This window comes from Thermodesulfobacteriota bacterium (assembly GCA_034189135.1).
Taxonomy (GTDB): domain Bacteria; phylum Desulfobacterota; class Desulfobacteria; order Desulfobacterales; family JAUWMJ01; genus JAUWMJ01.
In genome coordinates, this window is the sequence record JAXHVO010000070.1 from 64,494 (window position 1) to 86,900 (window position 22,407).

The following is a 22,407-nucleotide window of genomic DNA, read 5'->3' on the forward strand; positions in this document are numbered from 1 at the left end:
ATTGCCATTGGTTCAACACACCGATACAAACATAATACTCTTTTCGAAAAATTCAATTGGAAATGAGTCCAACTGTGTTACCATTTTTTAAATTTACCAGCCCTTCTTCGCAGATTCTGAAAAAAGGAATTGCCGCTCCAGTGAGCGCGATTAAGGAAAGCAGAGGATCGGGAAAAGACACCCCAAGCTCTGACAGCATGTGTTTTATATGTTCATTTAAGTCAGCGATCTGCTCTATGGGTAGTTCGGAGAGAATGCCAAAAACCGGCAGGGGAAGTTCCACCTCGATTTTTTCGTTCACACTGACAACCGCACCACCCTGAAGGTGGAAAATCCGGTTTACTGCCAGGGCCATATCCGCATCATTGGCTCCGATAACGATGATATCCGTTGTGTCCCAGGATGCGCTACATGCAAAAGCACCTGCCTTTAAACCAAAACCTTTGATCAGGCCGGTGAAAATTTTTCCGGGATGATGTGTTCGGTCGACCGCGGCAATTTTTATTATGTCACTGCGAATATCCTGGCTAATTTCACCGTCAACAACGGGGACAGTCATTTTTATTTCGCTGGTGACCAGGTCGGTCACCATATTGATTATTCTGGCTTCAACCTTTTCGGTAGCCAGTGGCAGGATGAGAGCAAAATCAGACGGGCTAAGTTTGCGGGTGGAATGAACACTGGTCATGCTTTGTTTGGTAAAGGTATGACTGCGTGGCTGGGTTAATAGATTGCCATTTTGGGCAATAACCCGACCATTGCTGATCACATATTGCGCTTCAATCGTTCTTTCATCTGGGATGATCAGCATGTCAGCGTATCGGCCGGGAGCAATTCCGCCGATTATGCCATCCAGTGAAAAATGCTCTGCCACATTCAAGGTGGCCATTTGAATGGCGGTGATCGGATCAAAACCGCAGTTGATAGCTTTCTGTACGATAAATTCCATATAGCCCTTTTCCAGCAAATCTTTAGGCTCCATACCGTCTGAAACAACAACCAGCCTTCTAAAGTCAATACCGAAATCCTTTATCTTCGATATTTCTTCCAGATCCCTGCGGATACTTCCCTCTCTGATCATCACATAAAGTCCCAGCCTTAATCTTTCCAGTGCTTCATCCGCTTTTATCGGTTCATGGCAGGAGGAAATACCGGCGGCAATATAGGCGTTTAATTTGTTTATGCCGGCGCCGGCAGAATGCCCTTCAAGGCTTTTGCCTGAAAGAAGGGTTTCATGCAGAATGGGAAGCGATCCATTGGGGTGCTGAAGAACCGACTGCCAGTATGATTCCCCCAGACCGACCATGTCATCACGGGACAAAAATTTATTAAGAGTCTCTATTGCAATACCGCGGGCAGCATCGCTGATGGAGGCCATAAAGGGAGCGGTGGAAAATATCTTGATGGGCTGGTCTTTCAAAGAGTCGAGAAAATCGACCACACCCTCATAACCGGATACAGGAAAGGGCTCCATTGTTTCGGTAATTATGGTGGTGGTGCCGCCTTTCATCGCATATTTTAAGAACTCGTATGCCGTATACTGCCAGGCAAGGTGGGTATGCCCGTCGATCAAACCGGGAATGACGGTTTTCCCCCCGGCATCGATCACCTGTGTCTTTGTTCCGATAGAATGTTTGAGGTCGTTGCCGACAGCGGCGATCCATTTATCTTTTATGCTAACCGTGGAGTTTTCTAAAATCTCGCTGGTAAATACATTAACCAGACGTGCATTAACAATTGCCAGGTCAGCCTGTTCCTTGCCGAGTGCAACCTTGATTAGTTTTTCCGAGTTCCTGGTTAAGGCGAACGAAGAAGATTTGCCTGTTGCCATATCAATTTCTCCTCAATCAATTAAGTCTTAGAGTCTTTTTGCGATGCCATCATCCTTAACACATCAAAAAAAATACAAAAAGACTTATTTATGGCCAAAGTTGAAAAACAAAAGGCGAAAAGGTAATTTTAAAATGCTGCTTGATTTTACTTGGCCCCGTACGTTAATGTGGTTTGCATATGGAACACTGTGTTGTCTTTGTTATCAGTTGAGACCCGGCTGACTTTAAGAGAAAATTTGGGGAATCATCCTTTGCTGAAAAATATTACAAAAATTGCGACATATATGATCACCCACAGGATTCCCTTTACCGCCCGGGCGCTTTTTCTTGGTATGTTGGCTGCCCAGGTAATCGCAAGCATACAGGTCTACCTGTCTAATATCAGTCTATATACTAATATAACCGCCATAAAAGATGCAGGCTACCTTGCCATTCCCAACCCACACATATTAAATACTCTGCCCGGTTTCGGCTCCGCCTTTTTCGGAGGCATCTTTTTCACCCTTAGTATCGGAACGGGCCTTTCTCTATACAGCATCGCGATGATGTGGATCTGGACACGGCTTGTCTCCCGCAATGAATACGTTTTAATACTGTTTTTACTTCCTCTGGCAGCATGTGTGGTCAGTGTGAACCTACATGGATTTTGCCCGTTGGTTACCTCCTATTTTGTTGTTATTCCGGCGGTAATTTTTTTTTCAACAAAAAAGTGGATAACCGATCCACCTGAACACGGGGTTTGGTTAAAGGAAATCTTGCATTTTGCTCCCCTGGTATTTTTGACTGCATTATGGACATTTCAAATGCAAGGCAGCCTGTTTGTTGACATCAGAGACAACCTGCTTTTGTCCAATTCTTTTGGAAGAAGGATCAATGACTTTTACTACAAGTATACCCTGTATCCCGCAGAGGCCTTTAAAAGTTTACAGCAAAAGATGCTTAAGACTTGCAGCCTTGATGAGATCGGAAAGCAACCCGTTGAAGGGCTCTTAAGAGATGCATTGATAAATGATGACTATCTTGACGTGGGGGCACATCGAAAAGTGGATCTTAACATCAGAACTGATGCTGATTTGCTGGTTTTGGAAACTAGAGGGAAAATAATTCTTAAAACTTCGCTTGAAGATTTCCTGTCCGACAAAGGAAAAACCTTAAAACGGTTCTCAGTCACAAGTGACAGGCACGGCTTTTTTAGAAAGGTGACACTTTTGTCCCTTTTAATTGGTTTTCCCATCTTTCTTTATGTTTTAGTTTTTTCTCTGTTTTGTTTTATATTTTCTTTTATTCCGGGTCTTCAGAACGCCTCGAGATATGCTTCAATCCTTTGCTTTATTACCGGTATCGGCCTGTTGATTCCGTTTTACCAAATGGGAGGAAAAGAGGTCACCGTTAAGAATGTGGCCCAAGCGCTTCAATCGGAGAACCGGCAGGAAAGGGTTGAAGCACTGAAAATTATACATAACCAAAAAAAGGAAATAGGCAATTATAGAGCATATCAGAGCATACTGAAAAGTGCTTATGTGCCTGAGATTTACTGGCTGGTAAAGGCTTTGGGCGTAAGTCGAAAACCCGAAACTTATGCTGATCTGTTAACCTTTGTTGAACATCCCCATCCGAACGTGGTTTGTATGGCCCTTTATGCTTTAGGCCGGAGGGGGGATAAGCGAGCGGTTAAAATGATTTTAAAAATGATTGAGAGATCAGATCACTGGTATTGCCAGTGGTATGCGTACAAAGCTTTGAGGAGCCTTGGATGGAAGCAAAAAAAATTGAAATAAAAATTCTTTTTTTATCTCTCGCCGCCCTTGTATTGATTGAAACCGCAGCAACCCTTTCGATTTCAGCCATAAAAATACCACCCGTGGTTGTCACCGGCGTGGCACGGCTAATTGAAGCCGGGCTGATTATTATCATTGTCCTGGCCTGGGGCCAGGGTCTGCCTGCCATCGGGCTGGCTCCATCCACAATGGCCAAAGGGTTTATAAGGGGGCTTTTTTGGTCGGCTGGTTTTGGGATAATCACCTGCTTTGTCTTTATTGTTTTGTTACTTGCCGATATGAATCCTCTGGCGCTGATACATACCAGACTGCCGGTAAAAAGCTGGGAAATCGTTCTTTTTTTTCTGGTTGCCGGAATAATAGGCCCCGTCACCGAAGAGATTCTTTTTCGCGGGATCCTTTACGGATTTTTTCGAAGATGGGGGGTGGTGACAGCCGTCATTCTGAGCAGTTTTATTTTTGTCTTGGCTCATTCCACCCTTTCCGTCATTCCCCTCCCTCAGATTGTTGGCGGAGTCGTGTTTGCCATTGCCTATGAAAAAGAAGGCAGCCTGATCGTCCCCATCACCATTCATATGCTTGGCAATATGGCCATATTCACCCTTTCTCTGATATATTAAACCTTTTACAGACCACAGTGGGCGGGACGTGAAGATCAGGCAACGTCAGCTTGAAATCATGAATACACCTGGCAGCACAAACCAGCCGCTGTATATTGAAAATATTCTGATGCTAAGGGTATCCAAAAGGCTCTCACAGACTAAAGAGCCTTTTTGAGAAACAACTGAAAGGCGAAATTCTCTTGCACAAGCGTTTAAAAGATTGTTAAAAGACCTTATGTAGAACTATATGTTGGGCCTTCGATGTTCAACGGGTTTAGATTTTTTACTTAACCATCCGGCGCTTATGCAAAAACCTTGTACCGGACAGACAATTTTATTTGGAGGTACTGTATGGCAAATCAAAATCTGGGTCGACAAATCCTGGAAAAAATAAAAGAACATGGAGACCATACCGCTCTTCGCTATAAAACGGATCGGGGCTGGGAATCTGTTTCTTATGCCGAATTCGGCGAAAAGGTACAAAGACTTGCCTGTGCACTGATACAAGCCGGGGTTTTGCCTGGTGATAGGATCGGCATTTATTCAGCCAACCGGTATGAATGGGCAGTGACCGATTTTGCCTGTTTGATTACAGGTGCCGTCAGTGTCCCCATTTACGCCACCAACACCGGCGAACAGGCCCGTTTTATTATCAAGGATGCCGGGATCAAACTCATCTTTACCGGTAATGCCACCCAGTATGAGAATATTGCAGCCATCCGGGAACCGGAAAATCCCCTGGATGTGGTAACATATGATACTGTCAGCGATATTGACCCGTCCTTTGCCGGTGACCTTTCCTCTTTTATGGATATCGAAGATGTGGACCGGTTTTTGCCGGAAATTCAATCGAGGCTGGAAAACATTAAAAGCTCCGATACCTCTACCATTATATATACATCCGGTACCACCGGAAATCCCAAAGGGGTGATGCTCATCCATGACAATCTTTTTCACCAGTTTGACGCCATTGAACAGAACTTTGATGTCTCCGAAAAAGACACATCGCTTTGTTTCCTGCCCTTAAGCCATGTGTACGAACGAATGTGGTCCTATTATGTTTATCTCAAAGGAGCGGTCAATACCTATCTGGAAGATCCCAAACAGGTCATTGAAACCATGGCCGAGGTCAGGCCCACGGCCATGGTTTCGGTTCCACGTCTGTATGAAAAAATTTATGCCACGGTCATGAACCGCCTGGAAACCGCTTCGGTGCTGAAAAAGTTGATGTTTAAAAAGGCCCTGGAAACTGGCGATCAATATTATAACACCCTTAAAGAAGGCAAATCCGCCTCTTTGGGGCTGCGCCTGAAGCATAAGTTTTTTGACAGGCTGATTTTGTCCAAGATCAGGGAAGTGGTGGGCGGCCCCAAGAATTTTTTTTCCGCAGGTGGAGCGCCACTGGAACAATCCATTGAAGAATTCTTTTTTTCCTGCGGCCTGCTGATCTGCCAGGGATACGGTTTGACGGAAACCTCTCCAATGATTTCCTATAATACCCCGGGCTGCTTTAAATTCGGGACCGTGGGAAAACCGGTACCCAACTGTGAGGTGAGGATTGCAGACAACGGAGAAGTTCAGGTCAAAGGTCCCCAGGTAATGAAAGGGTATTACCAGCAGCCGGAGAAAACTGCAGCGGTCATGGATAATGGCTGGTTTAAAACCGGAGATGTGGGGGAATTTGACGAAGACGGTTTTTTAAAAATCACCGACCGGATAAAGGACCTGATCATTACCTCAGGGGGTAAAAATATCGCACCCCAGCACATTGAAACTTTGATCGGCAAAGACTTTTTTATTGAACAGCTTTTGGCCATCGGTGACCGGCGAAAATACATTTCCGCCCTGGTGGTTCCCTCTTTTGAGGCCCTGGAAACATGGGCCCAAAAAAAGCAGATCCCTTACACCTCCATGGAAGACCTGGTGGAACATCCGGAGGTGATTGCGTTTTATCAAAAACGGATTGACTATCATTCCAAAGCGCTGGCCCAGTATGAAACCATTAAAAAATTCAGACTCTTGCCAAGTGCCTTTACCGTGGAAACAGGCGAAATTACCCCGACGCTTAAAATGAAGCGTAAAAACATCAATGAAAAATTCAAAGAGATCATTGATTCAATGTACGAAGAATAGTTTTTCTCACTTTTGCTCCCTGAATTGCGTCTTTGATGAATACATAAAAATGACTTTTAAGATATGAAAATATCCTTTAAGTATGAGCCAAGCAAGGTGAACTGGTCTGAAGCCGCTGAATTATTCAGTAAAGCGCCGTTGGGGGTCCGGGATCCAGACAAGCTTCGCAGATCATGTGAAAAGAGTTTTCTGGTATGTTTCGCCTATGTTGAAGATAAACTCGTTGGCATGGGCAGAGCCATTTCAGACGGGGAATACCAGGCGGCAATTTATGATCTTGTCATTCTGCCGGAATACCAAGGCAGGGGGATAGGAAGACAAATCATGGAAGAACTGCACCGGCGTTTGCCGGTAAAAACAATCATATTATATGCAGTGCCCGGAAAAGAGCCCTTCTATGGGAAGTTGGGTTACGCTAAGATGCGGACTGCGATGGCAAGAAGGAATGAGGATATGGATGATTTTCGTTCAGCTGGATATATCGAATAAATTGTCCTGGACAATACTTGACTTGACAGTGGCCAGATTCCTCCTGGGTTGTCAATGACTGTTACGCAGCCACTTTCACAGTTATATTTTTCTTATTAAAAAGCTTTTTGCCCTCAATAAATGTTGTCATTGGTGTTCTTCCCTTACAACGCTTGCCCTGGTGCGTTCGATCATTATTGTACTTGTTCATAAACCAATCTAAGTCAGATTGTAAAGATTTTACATCGGAATATATTTTCTTGCGAAAAAATATCCTGTAAAATTCATTGAGCACGGTTTGATGAAAACGTTCGAAAATCCCGTTTGTCTGCGGACTCTTCACCTTAGTTTTGGTATGCTCAATCTCATTTAGTTGTAAAAACAACTCATATGGATGTTTATCAAGGCTACCACAAAATTCAGTTCCACGGTCAGTTAATACACGTAGGACAGGCACATTCTGATCTTCAAAAAAGGGCAAAACCCGATCATTAAGAGTATCTGCCGCTGTAACCGGTATTTTACCTGTATACAGCTTTGCAAATGCTACAGATGAATAAGTGTCAATCACTGTCTGCTGATATATACGGCCGACTCCTTTCAAATATCCCACATAAAAAGTATCTTGGCTGATCAGATAGCCCGGATGCTCTGTTTGGATCTCGTCCGGGTGAGATTCTTTTGATCTTTTAGCCGTTTCTAATGCCGCAAGTTGAGCTTCTGTAAAAACAATGCCTTCTTTTGCGGCCTTCTCCTCAAGTATTAGCAGACGTTTTTTAAACGTTTCAAGGCCATGCCTTAGCCAGATGCTTCGAACACCACCCCCAGACACCAGGATACCGATTTTACGTAATTCATTGGATGCACGGGCCTGGCCATAGGCTGGATATTCAACTGCCATTTTGACAACAGCATCTTCAACTTCTGGGGCTACTCTGTTTTTAATACAGGGCTTCCTTCTGGTTTTTTCCTTGAGTCCTTCAATGCCATTCTCATCAAAGGCTTTTTTGATGTCATAGAAGTGTTGACGTGAGACACCGTTAATCTTGCAGGCTTGAGAAACGTTCTTGAGATATTCTGCTAATTCGAGTATGCTGAGTTTTCGTCTTACGAGCTTGTCTTGGGTGGTCATTTTTGTTACCTCCTATAAATAATGTGGTGATTATTTTGAAGGTATCTGACCACCCTTTTTTTATCAAGGTGTCAAGTCAAGTTCGTTTTCTTACAAATAAATGAAATATTTGTTAATTCGGCAGCTTTTTACCCAGCACTTCATATCACAGTTGCCGCAAATGGATGATGATTACTCTATATAACCTATTCCTGCTTTAAAGAGTATTTTTTTATTTCAGATCCAATTTCATTTAAAATAGTTATAAAGCCTTTTGATCTGCGCAGGGCATATTCTTCACCCGAATTGGGAGGGAAACCATAGTAACGATCTTTGATAGGTTCTTTGTGGAAGAACCAATCATCAAATATTTTTTCTCCTTTTTGATATAGTGCGATGTTTCCATCAACCTGACCACCTGGACATCTATAACCAGCAAAATTATGGCTGTCGCAATAGGGTGTTGATTCTATTTTTATTAACACCAAGCCCTTATCAATATTTTTATTATCCGTGTACACCACTTCTAAACCGGAGGCTCTCTGCAAAATATTTTTTGCATAACTCGTAACGAAAGGAAGATCCAACTTTTTATAGTGAGCTTTTCTGGCCATCGATTCATAGCTTGATTCTAATTCAATAACCAAAAACAGTTTGTCGATGTCCCTCAGGGTGCTTTTTCGAGATTCGTCGATTAAAAAGCCTGTGGGGCCTACGCAGGCCATAGTGAACAAAGCTAAAACGCAAGATAGTATTGGAACGCTTTTCATTTTAGCACCTTTTCATCGGATATGATTTCCTTATTATTCTTTTTACTCAAATACTCTGTCTGGCCTGATTCGATGTAACAGTATATTTTGTTTGGGTGATGATTCTCTTTTCAAAAAGCAGATGTATAACACCAATTATCATTAAGGCTGAATGAAAGCAAGTAGACTGCCTTGAACTTATTGAGTAAGTAGATGATATATATCAATCTGATACTACAACATGCTGTAGAACTGTTTTACCTCAATATATCGAGGCCTTTTCAAGCTTAATCATCTCTTTGATAAGTTAGGAGTATCAACACGATAAATTGGTATCTTTGAAAAAACCTAAAATACGGTTAGCTTAGATATCCATGATGGTGTCCAGACCACGTTGAAGCCCTGTGAATGTATTGACTTTCCTAATGGCAAGAATGGCCCCGTCAACGTAAGGCATTGCACTTGAACCGGCTTCATGACGTATAACAAGCTTCTGATCTTCCATTCCGAAGATGGTTTCCGCTGAAAGGACATAGCCGGGTAGGCGTATGGAATGAACCTGGGAGCCGTTTAATCTTGCGCCTCGGGTCTCTTTAGGACCATGGAGTTGATCCGTCGGGATATCCAGGCTGGATTCCCTTATGCTTCCGAGATGGTTCGCTAGTTCCAGTGCTGTGCCGCTTGGTACATCCACTTTACCGGAACCCGCATAATCAATGATTTCCCAATGGGGTATGCAAGCGGCTGCCATCTTGGCAAACTTCTGCAGGAGCACTGCGGTTAGGGCAAAATTTCCTGCCGCAAGTACACCCAGTTTTTTCTTTTTGGCTTTTTTGTGGATTTGTGCGTAATCTTCATCGCTTATCCCGGAGGTTCCCACCACAACATGAACCCCTGAATCGAGAGCTGAAAATATATTTTGTTTTGCAACATCCGGTTTGGTAAACTCCACCATGACATCGCAACCTGTTTGTAAGGCCTCATTTACAGAACCGGAAATTAGGACATCAGCACCCTTAAGATTAAGAACTTTTTCTATTGTTTTTCCTTTGTTTGACCTGGAAACAGCACCTGAAAGTACCAGATCTTCTGCCTGGTGAACAGCTTTTGTTAAAGCGGAACCCACCCAACCCGTGGCCCCAGCGATACAGATTCTAATAGTCATTTTTTATCTCCTTCTTTTTTGGATGATAGTCTCGGATTTTAATAATTCCACAAATATGGGGCTTACTTTCAGCTCGTGTTCAAGGCAGGATAAAGGGAGCATATTGAAATATGTACCCTTTTCCCGAACGCAGGAGACGAACTGAAGGACAAGCAAGATTGGGGAATTATTAAAATCCGAGCCCCTGAAGTATTTTGCCCTTGACTGTTAAATTATATACGCTTAATCTATTTGTCCAATGAATAATTTTTATATTAACAATTAATATTTGTGATGATCATGAATTTGCAAATCGATTATTTGAGAACTTTTATTGCATTGGCCGAAGCAAAAAATTTCACTAAAACAGGAACTCAAGTCAATCTTTCGCAATCCGCTGTAAGTATGCAAATCAAGCGGCTTGAAGATGAAGTTGGGGAAAAACTGTTTGATAGAATGGGCAAGACAGTCAAATTGACCGGAAAAGGAAAAATTTTGATCGACTATGCGATGCGAATTGTAAAAGAGCATGATGAGGCGGTTCGTGCTTTGTCAAAACCCAATTTAGAGGGTTTTATCAGGTTTGGTTCACCTGAACATTATACGACTGGGGTACTGCCTCGATTGTTAGCCAGTTTTGCCTCATTCTATCCTGACGTGGTGGTAGAAATGAGATGTGAAAACAGCGATAAGATTAAGGAAGCCATTGACACAGGTGATCTTGATATTGGAATTTGCACTCAGATCAGTGATGGTGGAATGGTTATCTGCCATGATCCGGTGGTATGGGTGGCTGACCCAGGGTTTATTCTGCAAAAGCATAAAATTATTTCCTTAGCCGTGTTTGAAGACGATTGTATATTTCGAACCTGGGCAATAGAGGCGTTGGAGAAAGCCGGGTTAAATTACAGAATTGTATATGTCAGCCGCAGTATATCGGGATTGCTGGATGCGGTTAGGGCGGGGTTTGCCATTGCTCCCTTAATCCGCAGCAATGTTCCCGCTGATTTGAAAATTGTTGGCATACAGGATGGCCTGCCGGTGATGCCGGTCTCAAATATTGTCCTTCATAAAACAAAAAAAATGTCATCGGAAATTATCGACTGTTTTGCCGGGCATATCATCAAATCTTTTAGAGAAAAAACGGATGTGTAACCATTTTTGTTAAAGATGACCCATGATATGATTGTTGGGACGCCGGTTTTTATGAAAAATATTGCTTTTTAATTATTTTTTTAGTGTAATATTATGAGGTTTTGAAAAATTACGTTCTGATCATCCGGTTTTAGGGCGAATCCTGTTTGAATGTTATTTTTGGCTGCTTTTCAAAGGGCGTAATAAATACTTTTTGGTTTGTATCTATGTTTGGGAAAAAAAATACATCATCTGAAAATATTTTGATTTTAGGACTGGGCGGAGTCGGGTTTTATCTGGCCAAACGACTGGTGCATGAAGGATACGCGATTACGGTGATAGAGTCGGATGGCAAGCTGATTCGCTATGCAGATGGCAATGTGGATGCCAGGTTGATTCAGGGGAATGCCATGAGCATCCAATGCTGGAAAGAAGTCGGTGCGGAAAGTATGGATTTTCTCATTGCGGTTACGGATAATGACGCGGTGAATATGTTATCTTCAATGATTGCCGATCGCTTTGGAATTCAGCGCAAGATTGCCAGGGTTCGTTCCATGGAGTTTGGTAAAGAAAATTCTATTTTAACTGCCCGGGATTTAAAGATTGATTTGCTTATTCATCCGGAAGAGTTGGCCGCTCAAGAGATTGTGAGGATGATCAAGCGCACCGCAGGAAATGAAATCATAGATATTGCCGAGGGGCAAATGCAGGTCATGGCGACCCGTATTCAGGAAAAATCTCCTTTGGCTTATAAAAAACTCAAAGAAATTTCTCAGATATATCATGATTTGCCTTTCAGGCTAGTTGCCGTTGCTCGAGGAATCACCACCATTATCCCGGGCGGCGAGCATGAGATTTTGCCTCAAGATCAGGTTTTTATTATGGCCGCCAGCGAAGATCTGCCCCGGTTAATGGAAATGACAGGGGTCAAACAGCACCGTCGTCACCGGGTGATGATTTTAGGAGGCGGTTTGGTGGGAAGCCGTGTGGCTGAGCTGTTGGGGAAAACCGTTGAGGTGAAACTGATCGAAAAAGATGAAAAACGTGCCGAAGAATTATCCTTCATGCTAAAAGCCACAGAGGTGCTGCATGGCGATGGGTCGGATGCCGGTGTCTTGGAAGCGGCAGGGCTTTTGGATATGGATACTTTTATTACCGCAACTGGAGAAAATGAAACCAATATTATGAGTTGCCTGCTGGCGAAACATCTGATGAATACCCAGAATTCCGATTCGCAGGAAAAGCAGGGGAAAACAATTTCATTGGTTAATAAAGAGGCTTATCTGGTACTGGCCGCCACTACCGGATCGGATATCGCTTTGAACAAAAAAATACTGGCGGGAAACGAAATTCTAAAATTCATTCGCAGAGGAGAAATGCTTTCCGTGGCCCACCTGCATGGATTTGATGCGGAAGTGGTTGAAATTGTTGCTGCACAACACTCTCCGATTACGCGCAAGCCCCTTTCCAAAGTGGCGCCTTCATTCTATGGAAAAATTATCGTGGGAAGTGTCTTTCGTGATGGCAAATGGCAAACCGCGGTGGGAGATACCCATATCCATGGGGGTGAACGGGTGATTGCTGTCTGCACGTCGCTTCATTTAAAAGACGTGCGTAAATTATTCTTAGCCTAAGATGTTATTTCTTCCAAAATGAGGGGTAGAATATTACCAGCGCGGAAAACATTTCCACCCTGCCGACCAGCATATTCCAGGATAGGAACCACTTCCCCACATCAGAAATGTGGGCGTAATTTTCCGATGGTCCCACTGCCCCGAATCCCGGCCCGATATTCATCAGTGTGGCAATGACGGAACTCATGCCGGTAAGATAGTCCATATGATCTACCAGTACCATAAAACAACCCCCAGCCAGCACCATGAATATGTTGACGATAAAATAACAGATGGCAAGGTCGACGATTGAAGAATCAACGGGGCGCCGGTTAAGACGGATGGACATCACGGACATGGGCTGCAAAAATATTTTCTTTACCGAGGCAACCATGTATTTGCATATGATGACGTAATGGACGACCTTGATGCCGCTGGTGGTTGAACCGGCGCAGGCTCCGATAAAACACACCGCGTAAAGAAACATCTGCGCGGCCTGGGGCCATTTTTCGTAATCGGCAGTGGTGAATCCGGTGGTGGTTAAAATAGACATCACCTGGAATGTTCCATATCTGATGGAATCCGCTAAGCTGCTGTAAGTTTGATCTTTGAATAAAATCCATGAAACCATGCCGCAAAAAAACAACAAAAAACCGACATACCAGCGAAATTCGGTGTTAATTTTGAATGCGTGCCAGTCTCCTTTCAACATTTGATAAAAAAGTACAAAGGTCATACCGCCTAAAAACATAAATAGAATAATTATCCAGTCAAAATAAGCATTGTTATAAAACCCAACACTGGCATTATAGGGTGAATATCCTGAAGTGGAAACCGTTCCGAAAGAATGACACAGGGAATCAAAAAGAGACATTCCGCCCAGACATAATAAGAGTGTCTCTAACAGGTTCAACGCCAGATATATGCCCCACAGCCAGATCATGGTATCTTTGTTGCGGGGAATGAATTTTTCCTTGGTAATCACCTGACCGGGACTCGATTCTGCACGAAATATACGAAGTCCCCCCATCCCGTGAGGAAGAAATATGACCGTTAAGGTTAAAAATCCCATACCGCCCAGCAAATGGGTCTCGCTTCGCCAAAACAAAAGTCCGTGGGGGACCGCTTCTATATCAGTGAGTATGGTTGCGCCGCTGGTGGTGTACCCGGACATCATTTCAAAAAAAGCATCGGTAAAGGAAGGAATCGCTCCGTAGATCATAAAAGGCAGGCCGGAAACAGCTGAAATCAAAATCCATCCAAAGGCAACAATGAAAATACCGTCTTTTGTATTTAAATCGTGATTTTTGCGGAAAAACCACCAAAAAGGAAGTCCTATTGCAAAGATGATTATTGCGGAAATCAAAATAGAAAAGAGATCGCCATCATTATAATACAGGGAACATATTACCGGCAGAGACATTGAGCTGCCGGTAACCATCAATAAGGTTCCCAGAACATATGCGATTGAGGCAAAGTGCATGGGCGTTCAAATCTAAAAGAGTGGGAAAATAAATCCGCTTAAATAAACAATTAATTTAGCATATATAATAAAAAATTGAAAGTCCTTCAAATAAACGGGCCAGGATAAATACATTTTTAAATTCAAATTTCGGCACAGGGGAAACTTATTGTTTTGACTCACCTTAAAAATGAGTGTGATTCGGCTTTCCAATTGTTGAATGAAAACAGAGATTTTTCTCTATGCAATATATTCGGTTTAACATCACCTGAAATATGATAACAAAAGATTGGGATTTTTATTTATATCTTTTATTGACCTGAAGGATGATTTTTGCTAATCGTAATATCAAACATACCTTTCTTAAATTTTCCATATGAAGTTTCAATTTCTATACCTTCAAAAAAGAAAATAAGGGAGAACGCTGTGAAAATAAAAAAAGAATTAAGAAAGGAGCCAAGAAAACTTTTTGAAGGGCCTATTTTTTATGCCACTGAAGATCAGCTTTACGAGGGGGAAGTAAAAAATTACAGTATATCGGGTGTTTTTGTAAAAACCAATGATAATTTTTTTGTTGGGCAATGGCTTAATTTGGCCCTTCCGTTTTCAACAGAAAAAAACTCAAAGTGTTTAGGTGCGGTTGTCTGGAAAAATACAGAGGGCATTGGAGTAGAGCTAAAAATAGAAAAAAAATTATAAATAATTAACAAGGCAGAACCGAAAAGACGGAGTTTCCTTTTTATCGAATCAGGTCATAAATACTCTTTTTTGCAAACTTGAGTCCTTATCTTTTATGGATTGTTTTAATAAAAATCGTTTTACATTGGGGGATGGAGTAATGGAAGATTGCAACTGTGCAATCTTTACGAACAAAACATTAAGCAAAAGGAGGAGAGAGCATGAAAATGTTTAGATTGTGTGTGGTGATAGCTGTTGCTCTGGTTCTTGTTGGAGCAGGAACGGCTATGGCAGGAACCCTTGCTGATGTCCGGGCAAAAGGGTTTATCCAGGCCGGAGTAAACGGTGATCTGTTCGGTTTTGGGAAACCGGATGAAAAAGGAGTATGGCGGGGTCTTGATGTGGACACGGCCCGTGCCATTGCTGCTGCGGTATTTGGTGATGCGAATAAGGTAAGATACACTCCGCTGACAGCCAAAACACGTTTTACCGCTTTGCAGTCCGGTGAGATTGACGTGTTGACCCGTAATTGTACCCAGACTCTGGGACGCGATACTGCGTTGGGTCTCGATTTTTGCCAGGTCAACTATTACGACGGTCAGGGCTTTCTTGTCCCCAAGAAACTGGGTGTAAAAAGTGCCAAGGAGCTTGATGGCGCGACAGTATGCGTTCTGCCGGGAACAACCACCGAGCTGAATGTGGCGGATTACTTCCGTGCAAACGGAATGAAGATGAAACCGGTGGTGATTGAAAACACGGCTGAGCTCGCCAAAGCTTTTTTTGCCGGACGTTGTGACTGCCTGACATCTGATGCTTCTCAATTGGCTGGTACCCGGGCAGTGGCCCCCAACCCCAAAGCCTATATTATTTTGCCTGAGATTATTTCCAAGGAGCCCCTTGCTCCTGCTGTTCGCCATGGTGACAACCAGTGGAAAGATATTGTCAACTACTCTGTACTTGCCATGATCAATGCTGAGGAAATGGGCATTACATCCAAAAACGTGAAGAAAATGCTCAAAAGCAAAGACCCGAAGATTCAGCGCTTTTTGGGCGTTTCCCCCGGAAACGGAAAGGCCCTGGGGCTTGATGAAAAATACGCTTATAATATCATTAAGCAGGTGGGTAATTACGGTGAGATATTTGAGCGGAATGTGGGTGTAAAAACAAAGCTGGGTATTGAGCGTGGTCTGAACGCCCTGTGGACAAACGGTGGTTTAATGTATTCTCCTCCGTTTAAGTAATCGACCTGATAAAGCCGATAAGCTCCCCAACATTCGAGCTTATCGGCTTAGTAATGTCACCATCTGTTTTACAATCCGCAAATGACTTATCGGTATTGCAATTTTAATCAGAGATAAACGATGCAAGAAATCGATACCCGCACCACAGCAGACAACATACCGGAAAAAGTCCCATTTTTCAATGATCCTGCCAAGCGTTCCATTGTATTTCAGTTGAGCATGATGTTCATACTGGTGTTTATTGGGTATTATCTGTTATCAAACACAATGGCAAACCTTGAAAGACAGGCGATTGCAACCGGCCTGGGTTTTCTGGAAAAGGAATCCTCTTTTGAAATCGGTGAGTCGTTAATATCCTATTCGGCGGCAGATACCTATGCCCGCGCTCTTATCGTGGGGTTTATAAACACCCTAATTGTTTCATTTATCGGGATCATTCTCACCGTTATACTCGGTACGTTCATTGGGGTGGCCCGTCTGTCCACCAACTGGCTGGTATCCAGACTGGCCATCATTTACATAGAGGTTTTCCAGAATATACCGGTGTTGTTGCAACTCTTTTTCTGGTATGCATTTTTTTATGAAATCCTTCCCTCCCCGCGGCAGGCTTTGAGCCCGGTTACCGGCCTTTTTCTAAGTAACCGCGGAATGGTTTTTGCCGTTCCGCAGTCGCATCCGGCCTACAAATACATAGCGCTGGCTTTTTTAGCCGGTTGTGTCCTGGTTTATCTGCTGCGCCGGTGGGCAAGCAAAAGGCAGGAAAAAACCGGGAAGCTTTTTCCTGTATTACGTGTATCCATAGGAATTCTTATCGGACTTCCGGTGATTGTGTGGTGGCTGGCCGGCGCACCAACGGCGATGAATGTTCCTGTACTTGCGGGATTTAATTTCAAAGGCGGCGTGAACATCAGCCCGGAATTTACCGCGCTATTGCTGGGCTTGGTTTTTTATACTGCCGCGTTTGTAGCGGAAGCGGTTCGTGCCGGAATACAATCGGTCAGTCACGGGCAAACGGAAGCCGCCATGTCCATGGGCCTTAAACCCGGTCAAATCTTAAACCTGGTCATATTACCCCAGGCTCTGCGGGTGATCATTCCGCCTCTGACCAGTCAGATGTTGAATCTCACTAAAAACAGTTCCCTGGCAGTTGCCATCGGGTATCCGGATTTTGTTTCTGTGGCCGGGACCACCATCAACCAGACCGGCCAGGCCATAGAAGGTATTGCAATGATGATGGTGGTGTATCTTTTTTTCAGCCTGAGCACCTCCGCATTTATGAACTGGTATAATAAAAAAGTGGCACTTGTGGAAAGATAGGGGCAAGTCGCATCACGGTTAGACAATGGAAGAAACAGTTAATAATATAGAGACGGAAGATTTAAAACCACCGGTCACCAGCGTGGGAGTCCTGGGATGGATAAAGGCAAATCTTTTCCATGGCTGGTTCAACTCAATCTTAACCATTGTGACCCTGTATTTTCTCTGGAAAGTTGTACCGTCTTTTATCCAATGGGCATTTATCGACAGTGTATGGACGACCACCGGAGCGGAATGTCATGAGGCAAGTGGGGCATGCTGGTCTATCATCCCTGCAAACATTCGGTTCATTATATTCGGGTTCTTTCCCTATGAGTTGCAGTGGCGCCCTTTAGTGGCCATGATTCTACTGGTGGGGCTTCTGTATTACAGCCAGAACCGAAACCACTGGAAAAAACCCCTGGCTTACGCGTGGATTATCGGTCTTTTAATCATGGGACTGTTGATGAAAGGTGGGCTGTTTGGACTGACATCGGTAGAAAGCGATCAATGGGGGGGATTGCCGCTCACACTTCTTTTTTCTGTTTTCGGACTGACAGCCGCATATCCTTTAGGTGTCTTATTTGCCCTGGGTCGCCAATCCAAGATGCCTGCCATCAGGACGATTTGTATCGTTTATATCGAACTCATCCGTGGAGTGCCGTTGATAACCCTGCTGTTTATGTCCTCGGTGGTATTCCCGCTGTTTTTACCCGAAGGTATGACAATCAATATGATTGTCCGGGCGCAGGTGGCCATCATTTTATTTACCGCGGCTTATATTGCTGAAGTGGTTCGGGGCGGACTTCAGGGGATGAGCAAAGGGCAGTACGAGGCTGCAGAGTCTATCGGGCTGAATTATTACCAGACCATGCGGTTGGTGATACTTCCCCAGGCGTTGAAAATAGTCATCCCGCCTACGGTCAGTCAGCTGATCTCCGCTTTCAAGGACACATCCCTGGTGGTCATTATTGGATTGTATGACCTGCTGAAGACCACACAATCCCGCCTCTCTGATCCGGAATGGATGGGATTTTCCTCAGAAGCTTATATTTTTATTGCCCTGATTTATTTTATATGTTGTTTTTTCATGTCAAATTACAGTCGCAAGCTGGAAAGAGACCTGTCCACCTAAGAGAGCATGAAATTGGCGTATAAGGTTTGATAACATCTGGAGAAAATTACATGAACGAAACATTATCAACAACTGCAGAACCCCAATTATTTGATGAAAAAATCATAGAAATCATCAAGATGCACAAGTGGTACGGCGATTTCCATGTGCTTCAAGGCATTGATTTAGACGTGGGTAAAGGGGAGCGAATCGTGATATGCGGGCCGTCGGGGTCGGGGAAATCGACTCTGATCCGTTGTATCAATCGCATAGAGGAGCATCAAAAAGGGCGTATTATTGTTGATGGCGTGGAGCTGACCAACAATATAAAAAATATTGAAAAGATACGAACAGAAGTCGGCATGGTTTTTCAGCATTTCAATCTTTTTCCCCACCTTACCATCGTTGACAACCTGACCCTGGGCCCCATCTGGGTTAGAAAAATACCTAGAGCCGAGGCAGAAGAAGAAGCCATGCATTATCTGGAAAAGGTGCACATTGCCGAACAGGCAAAGAAATATCCGGGCCAACTTTCAGGCGGTCAGCAGCAACGCGTAGCCATTGCGCGCAGCCTTTGCATGAATCCGAAAGTCATGTTATTTGATGAACCGACTTCTGCTCTTGATCCCGAAATGATTTCTGAAGTGCTGGACGTTATGATTGAACTGGCACAAGAAGGAATGACCATGATTGTGGTGACTCACGAAATGGGGTTTGCCAAGAGCGTTGCCCACCGGGTGCTGTTCATGGATTTTGGTAAAATCGTAGAAGGAAATACGCCGAACGAATTTTTTGATAACCCCCAGCAAGATCGAACCAAGCTTTTCCTAAGCCAGATACTTCATTAAAACGATTTAGGTTTTTTGTAAAAAGGCCGATACAGCATAAAGGGGCCTTTGGACTGTGTTTTTCATAAAAACCTTCAAGACTCCTGCATACAACTTCGTTGGTTTAATATTAATCGTTGCATAAAAAGCGATGGGATGTTGATTAGCGGTACTGCCGATGAATTATATTTTCTATCATATCAATGAGATATGGTTTAATATTTTATAGTAATATTCTATAAATATGCTCTATTTTAGATGAAGAAACTGTCAGAGTGGATGAGCCTGCCTCAATCGGATTAGGCAGGAACTTGAATGCAATATAGTCAATTTTTTTGCCAGATCATCAAATCTCATAAGTAAGGATGGTATCATGAATTGGTATTACGCAGAAGGCAAACGCAAAATGGGTCCGATCAGCCAAGAAGAACTTAAATCGTTGTATAAAAATAAAAAAATTAACATGCAAACTCTGGTTTGGCGGCAGGGGATGAAAGACTGGGATGAGCTGGGTAATATTGTAAAGCACAAAGAAAACAGTGCTCAGCCATTGCAGAATACTGCGACTGCAGGCCAGGCGGTATGCTCTGAGTGCGGCAAAACATTCCCGGAAGATGAGATGATCAGTTTTGAGAACGCAAAAGTGTGTGCGGGCTGCAAGCCGGTGTTTGTTCAAAAGATCAAGGAAGGGATGAGTGTTGCCGGTATTATGGACTATGCTGGGTTCTGGATTCGATTCGGAGCGATATTTATTGATGGAATTATTTTGTGGGTCGTCCAAATGCTTGTTTATGGCATATTTGGCGGTATAACTGCAGCAGTAGTGCCATCAATGTCAGGAAACTCTACCGATATGTCTTTTTTTATTTTTAGCCAGGTGATTATAACCCTTCTTTCTTTTGTGATAAGTGCGGCCTACGACATCTGGTTTGTGGGAAGGTTTGGGGCAACTCCCGGGAAAATGGCATGTAAAATTAAGATAGTTACCCCTGATGGCGGGAAAGTGAGTTATTCCCGGGCACTTGGACGATATTTTGCCAAGTGGATCAGTTCAATGATTCTGGGAATCGGTTTTCTGATGGCTGCTTTTGATGATGAGAAACGGACCCTTCATGACCGGATTTGCGAAACCCGGGTGATAAGAAAATAGCGTTAAGGGGTGGCTGTGATTTCATGTACACAATGCAACGCTTCATTGGGCAGGGAAATGTTAAACAGATACGAACTGGTGCTCTGTCCGTCATGCAAATCACTTTTGCGTGTTGATGTTTTCCCTGCCATGTTCAGGACAATACCCACCGGTAAATCCGGGGATGTGCTGCTGGAGAAAAGTGAGGCGAGTTGTTTTTATCATCCTCAAAAAAAAGCGGTGACTGTCTGCTCCCTGTGCGGGCGATTTTTATGCGATCTGTGTGATGTCGAGCTAAATGAAAAACACCTTTGCCCTTCATGCCTGGAAAAAGGAAGGGCAAAACGCAAAATAAAAAGCCTTGAAGACCAAAGGACCTGTTACGACAAAATTGCGCTCCTGATAGCCGTTGTCCCCATGCTGGGATTTTGGCTTACCATATTGACGGCTCCCATCTCTCTTTTCATTACAATCCGGTATTGGAAAACTCCCGGCAGCATCGTAAGAAAAACCAAGATTCGTTTTATAGCGGCATTTCTCATTGCAGGTCTTCAAATAGTAGGCTGGACTTTCTTTTTTGCCAGCCTGGTTTTGTGATGTTGTGGTTCATGAAAATGTTTACCACCGATTTTCACGGAAATTTCACAGATACTAAAAAACCAAAGTTCAGTGGGTCTCCGTGAAACTCCGTGGTAAAATTTAGGTAAATGGATAAAAGCAAAAGGTAATTATTACTGGATAAACACATGCCGAACGCTTCAAAAGAATACACAAGGCTACCAGGAAAGAAAAAAAATTTTCTTATCGGTTATTATGAACTCTGGATGGGGCATGATCATTTGCTGTATATTTTTTCCCGGTTCGGCATCGAAGACTATAAGCGATTTTACTATAAAGATATTCAGGCGGTTATTACACGAAAAACAGTTACCGGGATAATTCAGAACCTGATTTTATCTATTTTCTGTATTCTTTTTTCTTTTTTGGCACTGTACTTAAAAGGGGATTGGCCGGTCCTAAACTGGGGTATAGCCGGTTTAATGGCCATTTTTCTGGTAATTAACTGGATAAGGGGCCCCACTTGCGTCTCCCATTTGCAAACAGCCGTACAGACCGAGAAACTGCATTCTTTATATCGACTAAAAACCGCAAAAAAAATAATGAGCAGGTTAAGGCAAGTTGTTGAAAAGTCCCAGGGGAAACTTGCCAGGGGGGACATCGGAGAAGAGGAACTAAAAACTTCAACAGCCATTAGACCTTCAGTCGGTAATGACACCATAGACCTCTCCACCCGCCAGATCGGAATGAAGGTGCATCGGATCTTATTTGCGATACTGATTTTAGATGGTCTGGTGACTTATTTGGATTTCTTTTATAATCATGTCACCATAACCCTGATGGAAACCATCATCGCCATGGCGGCCTGTATCATGGTGATTATGGCACTTGTCAGACAGCACAGAAGCAATCTGAAAAGTTCTATGCGTATGATCACCTGGGCAGCATTTTCCTATTTATGCTTAAATATTGTTATCGGATATATTTTTTACTTTGTGGTTATTTTTCGTCACCCGGAAATGTCACATAGTCAGTGGGAACTGATTAAAGCCATGTCGCGGATGTCACCCGGAGATAGTTTTATGCTGATGGCTTTTTATATATTTTCCATATGCAGCTCTTTAATTCTTGGTTTATCAGGCCTGATTATTTCAAGGAGGGGATAAATCCAATGATGGAGAACCTGGCTCATCAGCGATGTAATAATCACCGGGATCGGGAAGCTGTGGCCCGGTGTCCTCAATGCCGGCGTTATTTCTGCAGGGAATGTATTACCGAGCACGAAGACCGTGTGCTTTGTGCTTCGTGCCTTACAAAATTACATCACCAGGATTTAGTCCGGCCGTTTAGATTTTACCGATTGGTCAGGATGATACAGTTTCTGGCAGGTGGGATGGTTATATGGATGTTTTTTTATTACCTTGGCCAGGCCCTTCTTGGACTTCCGTCTTCTTTTCACGAGGGAACGATATGGCAAACCGGGTGGTGGGATTAAATGTAAATTTAATCTTTCAGTCTAGGCGTAACTGAGCGAACGT

At 43.4% G+C, this 22,407-nt stretch carries 20 protein-coding genes; 15 read left to right on the forward strand and 5 right to left on the reverse strand.

Annotation, left to right across the window (positions count from 1 at the left end):
* Positions 1-52: 52 nt before the first annotated feature.
* Positions 53-1,831: an adenine deaminase C-terminal domain-containing protein gene (locus tag SWH54_10535; GenBank protein ID MDY6791690.1), complete on the reverse strand. Its 1,779-nt coding sequence runs from the start codon at positions 1,829-1,831 to the stop codon at positions 53-55.
* 192 nt (positions 1,832-2,023) lie between these two features.
* Between SWH54_10535 and SWH54_10540 the strand changes: the two genes are divergently transcribed.
* The 4 genes from SWH54_10540 to SWH54_10555 all read left to right on the forward strand — a co-directional run bounded on the left by SWH54_10540 (position 2,024) and on the right by SWH54_10555 (position 6,834).
* Positions 2,024-3,610, forward strand: coding sequence for a HEAT repeat domain-containing protein (locus SWH54_10540; protein ID MDY6791691.1), 1,587 nt, complete (start codon positions 2,024-2,026; stop codon positions 3,608-3,610).
* Entirely contained in the window at positions 3,586-4,230 is a 645-nt protein-coding gene (locus SWH54_10545) for a type II CAAX endopeptidase family protein (GenBank protein MDY6791692.1), read from the forward strand. The genes SWH54_10540 and SWH54_10545 overlap by 25 nt, the downstream gene beginning before the upstream one ends.
* A 333-nt stretch (positions 4,231-4,563) precedes the next feature.
* On the forward strand, positions 4,564-6,345 hold the full coding sequence (locus tag SWH54_10550; GenBank protein ID MDY6791693.1) for a long-chain fatty acid--CoA ligase: 1,782 nt from the start codon (positions 4,564-4,566) through the stop codon (positions 6,343-6,345).
* A gap of 63 nt (positions 6,346-6,408) precedes the next feature.
* Entirely contained in the window at positions 6,409-6,834 is a 426-nt protein-coding gene (locus SWH54_10555) for a GNAT family N-acetyltransferase (GenBank protein MDY6791694.1), read from the forward strand.
* 61 nt (positions 6,835-6,895) lie between these two features.
* Here the strand turns inward: SWH54_10555 and SWH54_10560 are convergent, their stop codons facing one another.
* From SWH54_10560 to dapB, 3 genes are all read right to left on the reverse strand, one after another.
* Positions 6,896-7,945, reverse strand: coding sequence for an IS481 family transposase (locus tag SWH54_10560; GenBank protein MDY6791695.1), 1,050 nt, complete (start codon positions 7,943-7,945; stop codon positions 6,896-6,898).
* Between the two features lie 185 nt (positions 7,946-8,130).
* Positions 8,131-8,694: a hypothetical protein gene (locus SWH54_10565; protein MDY6791696.1), complete on the reverse strand. Its 564-nt coding sequence runs from the start codon at positions 8,692-8,694 to the stop codon at positions 8,131-8,133.
* Between the two features lie 343 nt (positions 8,695-9,037).
* Positions 9,038-9,838 carry a 4-hydroxy-tetrahydrodipicolinate reductase gene (dapB, locus tag SWH54_10570; protein MDY6791697.1) on the reverse strand — a complete coding sequence of 267 codons (801 nt, stop codon included), beginning with the start codon at positions 9,836-9,838 and terminating at the stop codon, positions 9,038-9,040.
* A gap of 279 nt (positions 9,839-10,117) precedes the next feature.
* Here dapB and SWH54_10575 point away from each other — a divergent pair, with 279 nt between their 5' ends.
* Both SWH54_10575 and trkA read left to right on the forward strand, forming a co-directional pair.
* Positions 10,118-10,972 (forward strand): LysR substrate-binding domain-containing protein, encoded by an 855-nt coding sequence (locus SWH54_10575; protein ID MDY6791698.1) that lies wholly within the window; start codon positions 10,118-10,120, stop codon positions 10,970-10,972.
* Positions 10,973-11,178: 206 nt separating this feature from the next.
* A complete protein-coding gene (gene trkA / locus SWH54_10580) occupies positions 11,179-12,585 on the forward strand; it encodes a Trk system potassium transporter TrkA (GenBank protein ID MDY6791699.1) in 1,407 nt (468 codons plus the stop codon).
* A 4-nt stretch (positions 12,586-12,589) separates the two neighbouring features.
* Here the strand turns inward: trkA and SWH54_10585 are convergent, their stop codons facing one another.
* Entirely contained in the window at positions 12,590-14,047 is a 1,458-nt protein-coding gene (locus SWH54_10585; GenBank protein ID MDY6791700.1) for a potassium transporter TrkG, read from the reverse strand.
* Positions 14,048-14,359: 312 nt separating this feature from the next.
* On the opposite strand from SWH54_10585, the gene SWH54_10590 reads away from it, so the two are divergent.
* The 9 genes from SWH54_10590 (at position 14,360) to SWH54_10630 (ending at position 22,364) form a co-directional block, all read left to right on the forward strand.
* Entirely contained in the window at positions 14,360-14,725 is a 366-nt protein-coding gene (locus SWH54_10590; protein MDY6791701.1) for a PilZ domain-containing protein, read from the forward strand.
* 200 nt (positions 14,726-14,925) lie between these two features.
* A complete protein-coding gene (locus tag SWH54_10595) occupies positions 14,926-15,945 on the forward strand; it encodes an amino acid ABC transporter substrate-binding protein (GenBank protein MDY6791702.1) in 1,020 nt (339 codons plus the stop codon).
* A 120-nt stretch (positions 15,946-16,065) separates the two neighbouring features.
* Positions 16,066-17,262: an amino acid ABC transporter permease gene (locus SWH54_10600; protein MDY6791703.1), complete on the forward strand. Its 1,197-nt coding sequence runs from the start codon at positions 16,066-16,068 to the stop codon at positions 17,260-17,262.
* Positions 17,263-17,287: 25 nt separating this feature from the next.
* Positions 17,288-18,376 (forward strand): amino acid ABC transporter permease, encoded by a 1,089-nt coding sequence (locus SWH54_10605; GenBank protein ID MDY6791704.1) that lies wholly within the window; start codon positions 17,288-17,290, stop codon positions 18,374-18,376.
* Positions 18,377-18,426: 50 nt separating this feature from the next.
* Positions 18,427-19,203 (forward strand): amino acid ABC transporter ATP-binding protein, encoded by a 777-nt coding sequence (locus SWH54_10610; protein ID MDY6791705.1) that lies wholly within the window; start codon positions 18,427-18,429, stop codon positions 19,201-19,203.
* Positions 19,204-19,555: 352 nt separating this feature from the next.
* Positions 19,556-20,332, forward strand: coding sequence for an RDD family protein (locus SWH54_10615; protein ID MDY6791706.1), 777 nt, complete (start codon positions 19,556-19,558; stop codon positions 20,330-20,332).
* 15 nt (positions 20,333-20,347) lie between these two features.
* Entirely contained in the window at positions 20,348-20,908 is a 561-nt protein-coding gene (locus tag SWH54_10620; GenBank protein MDY6791707.1) for a hypothetical protein, read from the forward strand.
* Between the two features lie 149 nt (positions 20,909-21,057).
* Complete coding sequence (locus SWH54_10625; protein MDY6791708.1) at positions 21,058-22,035, forward strand: hypothetical protein; 978 nt, start codon at positions 21,058-21,060, stop codon at positions 22,033-22,035.
* Between the two features lie 5 nt (positions 22,036-22,040).
* Entirely contained in the window at positions 22,041-22,364 is a 324-nt protein-coding gene (locus tag SWH54_10630) for a rhomboid family protein (GenBank protein ID MDY6791709.1), read from the forward strand.
* Positions 22,365-22,407 lie beyond the last annotated feature (43 nt).